The organism is Neobacillus niacini, from assembly GCF_000759675.1.
In the GTDB taxonomy this organism is placed as follows: Bacteria; Bacillota; Bacilli; order Bacillales; family Cytobacillaceae; genus Neobacillus; species Neobacillus niacini_A.
This window is the reverse complement of record NZ_BAWM01000046.1, coordinates 92,624-106,206: the sequence shown is the minus strand read 5'-3', so window position 1 is coordinate 106,206 and position 13,583 is coordinate 92,624. Positions and strand designations below refer to the sequence as shown.

Below are 13,583 nucleotides of genomic sequence, written 5' to 3'. Positions count from 1 at the left end.
CCTTTCAATTCTTACTATCCCAAATATCGATGATAAAGTGCTTTTGCTTCAGAAATATCCTTCGTACCATGAACAAGAACTCTTCCATCTTTAAAAACAACTAATCGATGTTGTGATACCGTATACGATAAAAGGTATGGATTTCGTTGTACCACTCCTTCATGGTTGGCCAATAGCCTCTCTAACGTTTCTAAATCACGCTCAATTAGAACAGAAGGGCGAATTTGAACAGAATCTCTTCCACAGAGGACAGCGGTCTTCGTTTGATTTTCAAAAGATAAATAAGGATAGGTTCGCTCCGTCCCACAAGATTGGCAAGACGATTTCTTCAACCTATCTACTTGTATCTCACTAAACTGATTTTTCCATAAATCGAACGATACTAATTTTTTTCGCAGCGAATCAAAATCTCCGACCAAAATTTTCAAGGCTTCACTCATTTGATGCGACACGACCATGTTTACGGATGGACTAATAATGCCCGCGGTATCACAGGTTAGCCCGCCTAGTGGCACGTTTTCTAGTAAACAAACAAGACATGGAGTTTTTTCAGGAATGATTGTATAAGATATTCCGTAGCTGCCGACGCATGCCCCATAGATCCACGGGACACCGAGCTTTTGTGATACATCATTCAGGATCATTCTTGTTTCAAAATTATCTGTTGCATCAATGATAAGATCGACACCATGCGCCAAGCCTTCAAGCTCTTCTACAGAAGCATCGGCAATAATTGCCTTAACCTCTACAGAAGAGTTAATGGCTGTTAAGCGACTTTTTGCCGCGATGACCTTTGGCAGCCGATTTATCGCGTCTTCTTCTGTATAGAGCTGCTGCCTTTGTAAATTTGACCATTCCACATAATCACGGTCAACGATTGTTAGTTGACCAATTCCAGCACGGACGAGTGCTTCGGCACTTCCTGAACCGAGTGCACCCATCCCGATGATAAGTGTATGTTTCGTGGAAATTTGTTGCTGTCCTGCTTTTCCAATCGGGGAAAACAGTTCTTGACGCGAGTAGCGATGATTCACCCGATACTCATTCCTTCCTTCGGACTGCTAGCCGTTGCATATTTCTTTTTCTCAATCCGGCCGGCCTCAAAGCCTAATCTACCCGCTTCAATAGCTAGCTTCATCGCCTTAGCCATTTTCACTGGGTCCTTTGCTGCTGACACAGCGGTATTTAATAACACACCATCCGCTCCTAATTCCATTGCCAAAGCGGCATCCGCTGGTGCGCCAATCCCAGCATCCACGATAACCGGTACAACGGCTTGCTCGATAATAAAGCGCAGGTTTATGGGATTGATGATCCCTTGACCGGAGCCGATTGGTGAAGCACCAGGCATGACTGCATGACAGCCGACTTCTTGAAGCTTCCTTGCTAACACCACATCATCGGAGGTATAAGGTAGAACAATAAAGCCTTCCTTTACTAATTCCTCTGTAGCCTTTAGTGTTTCAATCGGGTCAGGAAGCAAGGTTTGATCACAGCCAATCACTTCGACTTTAATCATATCGCAGAGGCCAGAAGCCTTTGCAAGTTTGGCAATACGCACAGCCTCTTTTGCTGTCTTTGCTCCTGCCGTGTTCGGAAGCAAAGTGTATTTTTGTGTATCCAGCTGCTCAAGAAAATTCGGCTGACTCGGCTCAAAAATATTCATTCGTCTCACCGCAAATGTAAGAATTTCAGCTTCGGAAACTTCCACTGCCTCCCTTTGGATTTCAAAGCTTGGATACTTTCCTGTTCCTAATAATAAACGTGATTGAAAGGATAAGGAACCTATTTTTAACATCTCAACCGCCTCCTACAAAATGGACTATTTCGATTCGATCTTTCTCTGATAATCTAGTACTTTGATGCTCTACTCGCGTTAATACTTCTCCGTTTATTTCCACGACAACCACCTTTTCATGAATGTCAAAATGCCTAAGCATATCTGAAACAAATACGACACGCTCCGGTAATTCCATGAACTCACCATTTACCACTACCCCCATGGTCTACCTCCTATCCTACTGTTTGTTTGTGTCTCACTAAGCGAAAAGCTGAGAGAAGCTTCTGATCTAGCAAACTACTTCTAGTTAAAAGCTCTGCTACAAGTTTCCCGGTTATCGGACTTAATAAAATTCCATTTCGGAAATGACCTGCAGCGACATATAATCCTCGTAGGCTTGGATGCTCTCCAATGTAAGGGAATCCATCACCAGTCTGTGGCCTAATTCCAGTCCAAACTCGTTCCCAAGCCGCCTCCTTTATTTGAGGAACGAGCTGTGTCGCTCTTTCGATTAATGTCCGGATACCTTCTGGTGTGACCTTGTTATCAATCCGGTTTTCTACCATTGTCGCCCCAATATAGATTTCTCCGTTTCGCTTTGGCACCAAATAGCAGCGCTTATCGGAGAAAATCGTCGTATTGATGATTGGGGCTTCCGTTTTTACAGAAAAGCATTCTCCTTTAACAGGATTGATATATAGGTCCAGCCCTGTCTCACGCATTAATTTCGCAGCCCAAGCACCAGTGGCAACAACTACTTGTTCACAATGGATAACACCTTTGTTCGTTTGTACACCTTTAACGTGTCCTTTTTCAAAAATAAATGAAACGACTTCTATCTGTTCTCGAATTTCTGCGCCAAAGGATTCAGCCGCTTTTGCAAACGCTTCTGTTAATTTTGCTGGTTGCACATGCCCGTCGTTTGGAAGAAACATTCCACCCGCAACATTACCAGATAGAGCAGGCTCCATTTCACATATTTCCTTGGAATCTAACCAGGTGATCATTGGATCCCATTTTTGTTGAAAGGTCACCTGTTTCTTTACTTCAAGAGCTAATTCTTCTGATTCGGCAATCTTCAACATCCCTTTGTTCACATACTCAATATCGATCCCAGTCAATTCTATTAATTCAACAGAAAGGGTAGGAAACATGGACTGACTTTGTAACGCCAACTGGAATAAGGGACCATCTTGTTCCAATTCTGCTTGTGCTGCCAGCATTCCAGCAGCCGCACTTGATGCTTCGCAAGCGATATGGTTCTTCTCCAGTAAAACTACTTTTTTTCCCATTTTTGCGAGCTGGTAAGCAATGGAAGTTCCGTTTATGCCACCTCCGATGATGGCAACATCAAATAAATTATCCACTTTAACCCTCTCCATTATTGAATTCTTTTACATACGACTTAACTGCCGCTATAGGATCATCTGCCTCTAATACCCCTGACATGACTGCAATCCCGCTTGCCCCTGCCTCTAGAACTAACCTTGTATTCTCAGGTGTGATGCCGCCAATCGCAATGACTGGGATATTCAGCTCTGTGAGCTTTGCTAATTCCTCAAGCCCTTTCGGTGGCAATCCAGGTTTTGATTGTGACGAGAAAACATGCCCGTATAACAGATAATCAGCACCATTCATTTTTGCTTTTTGCCCTTCCTTATAGGAATGGACCGAACATCCTAGCTGCAGCTGAGGAAAGTCTGCTTTCACAATTGCTACCTCTAGGCTGTGAAAGGTCAATTGAACTCCTCTGACCCTTGTCGCGAAAGCAACATCCACTCGATCATTCAATATAATTTTGGATAAGGGGATGTTTTTCTCTATTAAAAGTTGAACTGCTTGAAAAAGTTCCCTTGCTGTTTTTTGCTTTTCCCTTATGTGAATCGCCGTCACAAAGGGATGAATCTCTGTGGCAATGTCACAGAATTGCTCAATCGCCATCTTGCCATTGGAAATTATATGTAACTGTTTATCTTTCACCCTATTGAAAATACAAGCACTCCCCTTTTTGCAAAGCTCGCTTTTTTTACACAAAACAAAAAACCACTTTCTTTTTGTAAGAAAGTGGTTGAGAAATCTGAAAATTGAAATATCCGTACCTCAAGCATCTCAGTCTCCACTTCCCTACGCTGGTATGATCCAGATCAGGTTCATAGAGTCCCGAAGTAACACTTCAATCTCAGCCCTTTAAAAGGCACCTCTAGCGGAATTGCTTCATATATTCATTTGTAATGATCAACTCACATGGATGATTTTAACACTTTAGGTAGAAATGTCAAATCATTTTTTTCGTTTTAACCCAGTTACTTTAAGTATAATATTTCACAAATTCTAGTCGTAGTTCTTCCTGGTCTACTTAATTTCCTCTAAATCTGAAAAAAGAGACACATTCCTTTTTAGGAAATGCGCCTGATTGCTGAAGATTGTTATTAAGGAGAAGCACCCCGATAGTACATTATATAGTTAATAGATAGTATTAAAGCTACTTTACTCTTCTAGCTGCTTGCTGAATAGGATCCCATACACCATTATATGGAGGTGCGTACGCAAGATCTAAATCAAGCAGCTCATCGGTTGTCATCGAATGGAATATTGCAGTTGCTAGAACATCGATTCGTTTGTCGATCCCATTTTCCCCAATAATTTGCCCACCAAGAACTTTATATGTTTCTTTATGATAGACAAGTTTCAAATTCATTTTTTTATTATTAGGATAATAACCAGCGATATCTGTTGATGTAATTGTTACAGAACCACATGGGATGTTCAGCATTTTTGCCTCTGTTTCTGTTATTCCTGTTCTCCCTAAAGTTAAATCGAAAAATTTTATGATTGAAGTGCCTACAACACCTTTAAATGTTTTATGTATATTAACGATGTTTAATCCGGCAATTTGACCTTGCTTATTGGCATGTGTTCCCAGTGGGACATGATCATCCATTTCTTTTACTCGATGATATTGTGTTGCACAATCTCCTGCAGCATAGATATCTTTAATACTTGTTTGCATATACGCATTTACTTGAATAGAACCATTAACACTTGTTTTGATTCCAGTCCCTTCTAAAAATAAAATATTTGGCTTCACACCTACAGCGACTAAAACTAAATCTGTTTTATACTTCCCTTTATCGGTTTTCACATATTCAACATGCTCACTACCACGGAATGCTTCAACAGATTCACCCATTTTTAACACAATGTTTTGCTTCACTGCTTCTTCATGGATAAGTTCTGCCATTTCTTTATCAAATATTTTTGCTAATTGCTCATTTCTTTCAATAATCGTTACCTTCTTGCCGAGCTCCGCAAAACTTTCAGCCATTTCGAGTCCAATGTATCCACCACCAATAACTGTCACATTTTTTATATCTTTCTCCAGATAATCCATGATTGTCTTTGCATCAGGAATTGCTTTTATTGTGAAAACACCTGGAAGGTTAACACCCTCCCACTTTGGAATGACCGGGCCTACGCCGGTTGCAATAAGAAGGCGGTCATACGGAAAGCTAAACGTTTCACCATTACTATGGTTTATTCCACTTACCATTTTATTTTCCGTGTCTACCTTTTGGACTTCATGATATACTCGTGCATCAATGCCATATTTCTCTTTAAAAGTAGACTGTGTACGTGCTATTAGCTTATCTGTTGACTCAATCTTCCCACTGATCACATAAGGTAGGCCACATTGTCCGTACGAATATACCCCACCCTTTTCTAAAACAGTGATTTCATGATTAGAACTATTTCGTACAATTTGCATTGCAGCACTCATCCCTGCTGCATCTCCACCAATAATAAGTACTTTCATACTCATCCCTCCCTTCTTTATTTTCCATTTATTAATAATTTTTAAACATGATGAAAGATTTATCCCCATATAGGGGTAGCGTCAGGAAATGCGGATTTACAACGCTTAGTAAATTCAATATATAAAAGTAGAATTCCTGTATTTATGTTTTGGTTTTACAATTAAAACTTTATCGACGTTTGCTTATAAACAAAAAAGCACCCTTTTTTATTGGTACAACCTAGTAATTGAATTTAGAAATCTCCCACTAAACATATGATGAGTAAAACTACTTCAGGTGGGTAGTATATGTTTGGGTGATGTGCTTTCCTAATTAGCTAATCCCCCATAAATAAACAAGGAAGTGAATAGATGACTCAGAGTAACGAACGCAATAACTTTGATGGGAATGTAGCAGAAAGTGGCATTAATCAAGCTGTTAGTAATGATAATCAAGGTACCAGCAACTTTAGTGAAGCAGCAGGAACTATTACTGATGCCGTTGCGGGTGCTATGATAGGTTCTCCATTTGGACTAATCGGTACTGTAATAGGCGGTGTTTCAGGCGGTGTTATTGGCAACCAGATGGTGGAGGGGGCTGAAGAAGATAACAATACAGCTTCCAAATATCGTGATAAGTAGCCATTTTTTCATAAAGGTTCAAATCCATTTAACAATTAAATGTAATAATTTTTCCGTTAACCTCAAATGTTGAAGAACTCCGTACGGGTGGCTACCGGGTGAAATGTCTGGAGGAAGAGCTCATAATGGGTTCTTTTTCTTTTGATATTATATCACCATGAACGTTTCAAAAAAATACTGCCCTTTATGTAAATTCTAGTATTAACCAGCATAGGATTATCCATAATGATCACTACATGTACCTTTACCATTAAGCTGATTTTTTATAAAAGTAGCATTAGTATTCAGAATCATCTATAATTTACATAGTCACCGTAGTAGAAACTCACTATGTTAATATTCCTAATTAAGTGAGGTTAGAAAAAATGACAAAATTAACAGTTGAAACAAAGGTTCAAGCACCAGTTGAGCATGTTTGGAAATGTTGGACGGAGCCCGCTCATATTACAAAATGGAACACTCCCTCCGAAGACTGGCATACGCCATTTGCAGAGAATGATCTAAGGGCTGGTGGAAAGTTCCTTTCCAGAATGGAAGCCAAGGATGGTAGCTTTGGTTTTGATTTTGGTGGAATTTATGATGAGGTGCAATTACATGAGGTTATTGCTTATACCATGGAAGATGGCAGAAAAGTAGAAATTACATTTAATGGCAATGAGAACGTAACCGAAGTAATTGAAATTTTTGATGCTGAATCAGAGAATCCAGTAGAGTTTCAACAACAAGGCTGGCAGGCCATTCTAGACAATTTCAAAAAATACGCAGAACAGACGACTATTTAGAGGCCAAGGGGGACGGTTCTCACCGTACCCCTTGACTTCTATTAATTGGATCCACGAGACCCTGCCCGTTGATTCCTATGATTACCTCTGCTCTTATAATCCTTTTCAATCCCCTGTTTCCAGCTTCGATCGATTTTCTTTTCATTTCGAAAGTTCATGACTGCCTCGTTTAATACTTCGTAGTTTAATTGAGTGCCTAGCTTGTCAGCATGATAATTCACGGCATAATCCTCGTCTATCCCAAATTGAGCAGCTGTGGAAACTGCATCGATATTCGCCCCTAGAAACATGAATTCCCAGCCATATTTCTCTTTTTGATATTGAATCATGGTTTTGATTTTACGTGCAGTGAATTCTCTGCTTGCATTTTCCATTCCGTCCGTTGTTATCACAAAGAGCACTTTTTCAGCTTGCTCTTCTTCTTTTGTTTTTCTTTGCACGTTCACAATTTTTTGAATCGCCACGCCTATTGCATCCAATAATGCCGTGGTCCCTCCCACTTCATAATCTCTTTCGGTTATCGGTGAAATTCCTTTGATATTGATTCGATCATGTAATAATTTAATGTTGTTATCAAACAACACCGTCGTGACATTGACTTCCCCTTTACCATTCTGCTGTTTCTTTAAAATTGAATTGTACCCGCCGATTGTATCTGCTTCAAGGCCTGCCATCGAACCACTCTTATCCAAAATAAACACTAATTCCGTTAAATCTTTTTTCATCGCTCATTTTCCTCCGCTTATATTATTTACATCCTTAGGATAACAAGCAAGGGAAATGATTTGGTCTCTTGGCAAGCGACATTTTCATGCCCCCATCAACGGCTGATCAAAGCTAAACAAAACTTCGTTAATTTCGTGGATGTTGTAGCTTCGTTCCTTAATGAAGTATTCAATAATGACATCAAATTTGCTGCTACGTGATAAGGTGTAGCCAGCAGCTGACAGCAATTCATTTGTTTCCTCCACGTCAAGCTTCAAAGCAATCGCAAAGGCGAGCACGGTTTTCTTTTTCGGTGTATACCCTACTTCATTTCGAATCTTTGAAAATAAACGTCTGTCGATATTGGCACGTTTGTATGTCTCTACATCGGTCATTCCCTTTTCATCAATGAATCTTAATAATCTTACGGAAAATGACTCATCTAAATCATTGATCACGTCTATTAATGATTGATTCATTATAGGTTCAGCTTCATTAAAAATCTTCAGATCCTCGATTTCTCCAAATCTACGGTTAAAGAGGATTTCTGTTTCCTCAACATAATGTTCATCAATATATTCATTAATGGACGCAAACAGCTTTTGACTTACACCAAATGATTTTTTATCAAACACAACTAGATAGACCTGCATGTCTGACCCCATCAGGAATTGGCTAATCGTTGATACCGCAATCTGCAAAGCCTCTTCCTTTGGATAGCCATATATGCCAGTCGAAATGAGTGGAAAAGCAATCGATTCACACTGATACCGTTTAGCCAGCTCTAAAGAATTCTTGTACGAATTCTTTAGTAGCTCCGCTTCCTGGTAAGAACCACCCTCCCAAATCGGACCCGGTGTATGGAGAATATACTTGGCAGGAAGTTGAAATCCTTCCGTGATTACAGCTTGACCAACAGGGCATTGACCGATCTGTTCACATGCTTGTTGGAGTTTCTGACTGCCTGCCGCTTTGAAAATGGCCCCACACACTCCCCCACCCATTTTCAACTGTGGATTCGCAGCATTGACAATCGCGTCTACGTTCATTTTCGTTATATCATGACGGACAATTTCGAGTGGCATGGTAAATACCCCTTCCCTTATAAACTAAGAACCTTTTTCCTTCATGATAACCAATGAATGAATATTGTGAAAGAGAGGAGTATTTTTTCATTCCACCATTTTTGCATGGTAAAAGCTCCATGTCAAAGATAACCTCAAGCATGGAATGGTCAATAAATAAAATTCCCAGGCACCATCCAGTTTTTGGATGTTACCTGGCACATTTAAAACGTGATGCTATACAAATTTTTAAATAACAATTCTGCTAAACGTTATCCTACTTCTCCGTTGATCATTTTCTCTATTGGTTCGTACTATTAGTTTTCGAATATCGAACACTATAAAAACGCATGGCTTCAAGGTTGCCTTCAACTTCAAAGACACCTGCTTCAATTAACTTTTTAAGCCGATATTCAATAAAAGTATCCCCCACATATTCGTCCAAATGCCCTATCACTTCACCAATTAATCTTGCAGATTTCATGAATTCTGTTGACTTTTGTTTACTATGTAGCTTTTTTGCTTTCTTTATAATAAATTCGTCATAATAGTCTTCCGAAACACCATGTATTCTTCCATTTCTCCAAATCCTTAATGTTTCCTGACTTTCTGATATGGTGAGCCATTCTTTTTCTAAGTCCTCTTTATCATGATCTGATAGGAACTTTCCATAGTCCTGTTCATATATAATCTGTAGCTTCTCCGGAGGAATTTCTCCTGTATGAAGTGGTGTATATTTCAGCTTTTTCACTCTTAGAAGCTCTTCATATGCTTTAGTCGTATTGATAACGGTAAAGTCCATCTTATTCCCTTTCAAAAGATAGATGATATATCGCAATCCTGTCTGTTCATGAGCACTTTCAGAAGACCAGATAAAGATATGAGATTCTTGTGGAATGGATTTAAGTTGTTGGATTGTCTTTTCGAACCTCTGTGTATAATCGAGGTATTCTACAAATTCGTCACCTATACACCCTTTCATCCACTCGAATCTGGATTTTACTCCAATATCCTCATGTAGTTGCCAAATTGGCCCAATAGAGAACATGTCCCAGAAAGAGATAACCTTTTCCTTTTTATCAAGACCCATTTCCTTTAACGTGAATTTAAAACTTCCTGCAGCGGATGCCCCGAATAAAACATGAATCATATTTATACAATCCTTTAAATTTATTTAATAACCCCATTCAGATACTGATAAAGTACTTCCAACTTCTGCTCTTTTGCCACGATACAATTGGGATACTGTTTAATTTCTGCAATATATGTTAGTTTAACATCATTGGGTATAGACTTTTATTCTAAGGCTCATCCGAACAAGAACTTGTTCAATCAATTCACAAAAAATACGAATAACGATAGCCTTTGATTACTTGTTTAAGTCTATGATTAATCTTTTCCTGGCTTATGTTTCTTTCCTTTTGATTATCAGCCCATGTATTCATGTCCTCATGTTCTGGGTGGTTTGCATCTGCTATAATTCGCAGATATTCATCATAGCCCCCTTCTCCTCCCACATCTTCAGGAGGTCTCTCTCCGATTCCTTCAATAAATGTTGCACGAAACTCATTTGATTTTACGACTTTTTCCAATGTTATCGTATGTTCCCAGGAATCTCCAAAATCGTATTCATATATGACTTTACCATAGGTTGGAAAAATTTCTTCAAGGGCAACAAATCGCTCCTGACGAATCTCAAATGTATCAAAATCCAAATATTCCATCGTCTCAGGGTCGTCATCCATCACAATTTTGAGGTCCTTCCTTTCCGCACTTTCTACAACAAATTCATGTAAATGAGCGTTATGCCAATCAAAAACGGTTTGAATAATATTGTGTAGATGTCTAAAGGAATAAGTGTAAGGCACTAAAACCCTTCGCCAAATTTCATGACCCTCTAGATTGATTTTTATTTTCAGTTGATACAGGTCGATTTCAAGCACATCTTCCACAACTTCATGATCTTCCAGACCAAAAATAATGCTGAGGCATTTGAGCATTTTTTCAATTGGATAAAACCCAGGATCGTTTCCAGACAATTGGATAAATCTAGCGGTTATAATGTTAATATATCGTTGAATTCTTATCTTTTCATCTAAATATTCTTGCATGAACTCAATTTCACGCACCGCATTATTCATCTTTGCTACCATGCTTCTACTTGCCGTTTTCGAAAATGTAATTTCACCTGCTTTTTCCATATATGCTTCTATGACCTCTTTACGGACACCTTCCATTCGTAAAGCCGTAATGATTGCCTCACGAATTAATTCATTTATTTTGGAAAAATCCTTTTTACTTGGTCTGTAGATAACGATCGAATACCTTGTTTCATTATTCATCAAAACAATCGCTTTTTTCCTATCAATCGTGACAAAATTAGCATGCCATGCCATGAAGCTATTAGGGAACTGCTCATGTCCTTCTGGAGGATTCAGTTCACTATTCTTTATTCCAAGCTGATCAAGCAAGGATTTCGTACACTGGATTAACATATTTCTCACCCTCTAAAGTTCTTTCATAAATATTACTACCCTCATGTATTAACGATTTATCTCACCTTGACTATATGTCTCAATCATCCTTTTATTGATCACAGTAGCAATTTCAGTAGATAAATATTTCTCATCTATCCACCAAATCTTTAAAAGTCTTATCATATATCCGCTTGATTACATCTAATGCATCTTGACCTATTTCTTTTTCAAAAATATCTTGTTCTTCTTGGTGTTTAGATACTACAAGTAAAATTGATCAGGTACTGCTGTTCTTCCTTCGCATCGTTATTTAATTTATTATTGATTCGGAATTTCCTGCTCCACCAGTTGAATGTCATATGTTTCTTTAATGACAACATTTTAATGGCATCGCATTAAAAAAGGAGGGATGCTAAAGGATCCCTTCCTTTACCTACCTATTCAGGTGAGTTCTAAAAACGAATAGATCGTTAAGATCCCTTTTTGAACCTCTCATGACTAAAGTCACGTGATTCCTGCTTCATCGAGAACTGCACTCTGATATAGAGCGTCTTACACTCTCTCCATTACACGATGTTGCTGTGTAAACAGTATCTTGGATACTGTCAGGCACACCCCGCAGTTCCTGCGGTAAAAATCTATTTCAAATTAAAATTAGGCTACATATAAACTTGGATATAGTTTTTTTAAAATACGAATACCCTCTTCTTTAATATTCTTAGCTGCGTTTATGTCACGGTCATGAACTGTACTACACTTTGGACAGACCCATTCCCTGTCTGAAAGAGATAACAAAGTGTTCTTCTCATGACATCCGTTACATTCTTTTGAAGAAGGATAGAAACGGTCGATTATGACCACTTTTTTATTATTCCATTCAGATTTGTATGAAACAAAAGTTTTAAATATACCCCAACTTACATCTGCAATACTACGTGATAACTTTTTATTTTTAATCATGCCTTTTACATTTAAATCTTCCAACACGATAACTTGGTTTTCGTTGACGAGTTTACGAGATTCTTTATGTAAAAAGTCTTTACGCATATTGGCTATATGAAGATGTAATTTGCTTATTTTCTTTTGTGATTTTTTGTAATTAGATGAACCGATTTCTTTGTTTTTTAACTGACGTTGTAATTTAGCTAATTTTTTTAAACAGTTTTTAAGGAACTTTAGATTTTCCACTTTATTTCCATTTGAATCGATGTAAAAAAAAGTCAAACCCAAATCTAGTCCAATTATTTGGTCAAGAGAAACCAATGACCAATTGATTTCATTTTCAAGTTTGATTATTTCTTCGTACTTTAAAGAAACATAGTATTGACCGCTACTATGGTATTTTACTGTGGCTGATTTAATTTTCGCATTAAATCCTTTATCCTGGAAGATCTTGCGATGTTCCTTAGAAAATCTAACTTTCACCCAACCTAGTTTTGGCACCTTAACCATTTGTCGCTTAACATCTAATTCGATATTGTTATTGGTAAATTTAGTTGTGTATTTTTGTTCTGATTTTCGTTTGGATTTAAACTTAGGGAATTTGTTTTGACCTTTGAAAAATCGGTCATAAGCTTCATCCACGGCTTCAATAGCGGTCTCTAACGCAAATTTATCCGCTTCTTTCAACCAATTGAACATTGGGTGTTCTTTGAAAACATTAAATGACTTCTTAAATTCCCCAGAGTTAAGTGTCTCACCTGTATTTTTATAAACCTCCATCCGTTCACCTAAATAAAAATTGTAAGTGAAACGAGAAGAGCCGCAAAAACTATGAATCTTGCTTTTTTGTATATCGGTTGGAACCAAACGAAGTCGAAGCCCATAATGGCGCAATTTTAAGCCGTCTTGAGCTAATTCTTTATTTTTTTGTACAGTAGTTTTTCTTTTTGCCATTATGAACACCTCCTAAATCCGATATAGTATTATTTTACCAAATAGAACATTAGTTTGTCTTGCTATCTGAATTTAAATTATAAAAAATCGTCCAAACTCACGACTGAAGCCACGAGTGTGCCGGTGGGGGTTATCAAAGGTTTCTGAATTAAAATGTTTATTCGGAGCATGGAGATTTTCATCTGGCAATTCGAATCCCATTAAGATAACAGGAGATTTAAGGACTTGGTTGAAATCCGATACAATCGGAATGGAACCCCCTTCTCTTCTATAAACAGGTGCTCTCCCATAAACCTGTTCATAGACATCAGTTGCTTTTTGAATGATTGGATGATCGACTGGAGTTAAGAATGGATTACCTGTATCTTGAAGTGTTACTTTTACTGTGCATCCTTTTGGTAGTTTTATTACTTAGCTTTATATGCCACCCACTCGGATCAATTT

14 protein-coding genes and 1 riboswitch are annotated in these 13,583 nt (G+C 38.2%); of the genes, 2 read left to right on the top strand and 12 right to left on the bottom strand.

The features are described 5' to 3' along the window. Window positions 1-14: 14 nt before the first annotated feature. The 6 genes from TR08_RS18320 to TR08_RS18295 form a co-directional block, all read right to left on the bottom strand. Window positions 15-1,034, bottom strand: coding sequence for a thiazole biosynthesis adenylyltransferase ThiF (locus TR08_RS18320; RefSeq protein ID WP_045520617.1), 1,020 nt, complete (start codon window positions 1,032-1,034; stop codon window positions 15-17). Then, window positions 1,031-1,798: a thiazole synthase gene (locus TR08_RS18315; RefSeq protein ID WP_045520616.1), complete on the bottom strand. Its 768-nt coding sequence runs from the start codon at window positions 1,796-1,798 to the stop codon at window positions 1,031-1,033. Before TR08_RS18315 ends, TR08_RS18320 begins: the two co-directional genes overlap by 4 nt. A gap of 1 nt (window position 1,799) precedes the next feature. Then, complete coding sequence (gene thiS / locus TR08_RS18310) at window positions 1,800-2,003, bottom strand: sulfur carrier protein ThiS (protein WP_045520614.1); 204 nt, start codon at window positions 2,001-2,003, stop codon at window positions 1,800-1,802. A gap of 10 nt (window positions 2,004-2,013) precedes the next feature. Continuing rightward, the gene (gene thiO, locus TR08_RS18305; protein WP_052427516.1) at window positions 2,014-3,147 is read right to left on the bottom strand and encodes a glycine oxidase ThiO; all 1,134 of its coding nucleotides are present in this window, start codon (window positions 3,145-3,147) and stop codon (window positions 2,014-2,016) included. Window position 3,148: 1 nt separating this feature from the next. Next, window positions 3,149-3,814 (bottom strand): thiazole tautomerase TenI, encoded by a 666-nt coding sequence (gene tenI, locus TR08_RS18300; RefSeq protein ID WP_274521025.1) that lies wholly within the window; start codon window positions 3,812-3,814, stop codon window positions 3,149-3,151. Window positions 3,815-3,884: 70 nt separating this feature from the next. Continuing rightward, a riboswitch (TPP riboswitch) is annotated at window positions 3,885-3,992 on the bottom strand. 270 nt (window positions 3,993-4,262) lie between these two features. Continuing rightward, window positions 4,263-5,594: a CoA-disulfide reductase gene (locus TR08_RS18295; protein WP_045520610.1), complete on the bottom strand. Its 1,332-nt coding sequence runs from the start codon at window positions 5,592-5,594 to the stop codon at window positions 4,263-4,265. Window positions 5,595-5,945: 351 nt separating this feature from the next. Between TR08_RS18295 and TR08_RS18290 the strand changes: the two genes are divergently transcribed. Next, entirely contained in the window at window positions 5,946-6,215 is a 270-nt protein-coding gene (locus TR08_RS18290) for a hypothetical protein (RefSeq protein WP_238579178.1), read from the top strand. 365 nt (window positions 6,216-6,580) lie between these two features. Continuing rightward, complete coding sequence (locus tag TR08_RS18285; protein ID WP_045520608.1) at window positions 6,581-6,997, top strand: SRPBCC family protein; 417 nt, start codon at window positions 6,581-6,583, stop codon at window positions 6,995-6,997. A 41-nt stretch (window positions 6,998-7,038) separates the two neighbouring features. On the opposite strand, the gene TR08_RS18280 is transcribed toward TR08_RS18285, so the two are convergent. The 6 genes from TR08_RS18280 to TR08_RS31210 all read right to left on the bottom strand — a co-directional run bounded on the left by TR08_RS18280 (window position 7,039) and on the right by TR08_RS31210 (window position 13,547). Continuing rightward, window positions 7,039-7,722, bottom strand: coding sequence for a vWA domain-containing protein (locus TR08_RS18280; protein ID WP_045520607.1), 684 nt, complete (start codon window positions 7,720-7,722; stop codon window positions 7,039-7,041). An 84-nt stretch (window positions 7,723-7,806) separates the two neighbouring features. Beyond that, a complete protein-coding gene (locus TR08_RS18275) occupies window positions 7,807-8,787 on the bottom strand; it encodes a macro domain-containing protein (RefSeq protein WP_045520606.1) in 981 nt (326 codons plus the stop codon). Window positions 8,788-9,067: 280 nt separating this feature from the next. Continuing rightward, a complete protein-coding gene (locus TR08_RS18270; RefSeq protein ID WP_045520605.1) occupies window positions 9,068-9,916 on the bottom strand; it encodes a DUF1835 domain-containing protein in 849 nt (282 codons plus the stop codon). Between the two features lie 187 nt (window positions 9,917-10,103). Then, window positions 10,104-11,261, bottom strand: coding sequence for a plasmid pRiA4b ORF-3 family protein (locus tag TR08_RS30375; RefSeq protein ID WP_052427515.1), 1,158 nt, complete (start codon window positions 11,259-11,261; stop codon window positions 10,104-10,106). 636 nt (window positions 11,262-11,897) lie between these two features. Beyond that, window positions 11,898-13,139, bottom strand: coding sequence for an RNA-guided endonuclease TnpB family protein (locus tag TR08_RS18260; protein WP_052427514.1), 1,242 nt, complete (start codon window positions 13,137-13,139; stop codon window positions 11,898-11,900). 72 nt (window positions 13,140-13,211) lie between these two features. After that, complete coding sequence (locus tag TR08_RS31210; RefSeq protein ID WP_081954548.1) at window positions 13,212-13,547, bottom strand: M20/M25/M40 family metallo-hydrolase; 336 nt, start codon at window positions 13,545-13,547, stop codon at window positions 13,212-13,214. Between the last annotated feature and the right edge of the window lie 36 nt (window positions 13,548-13,583).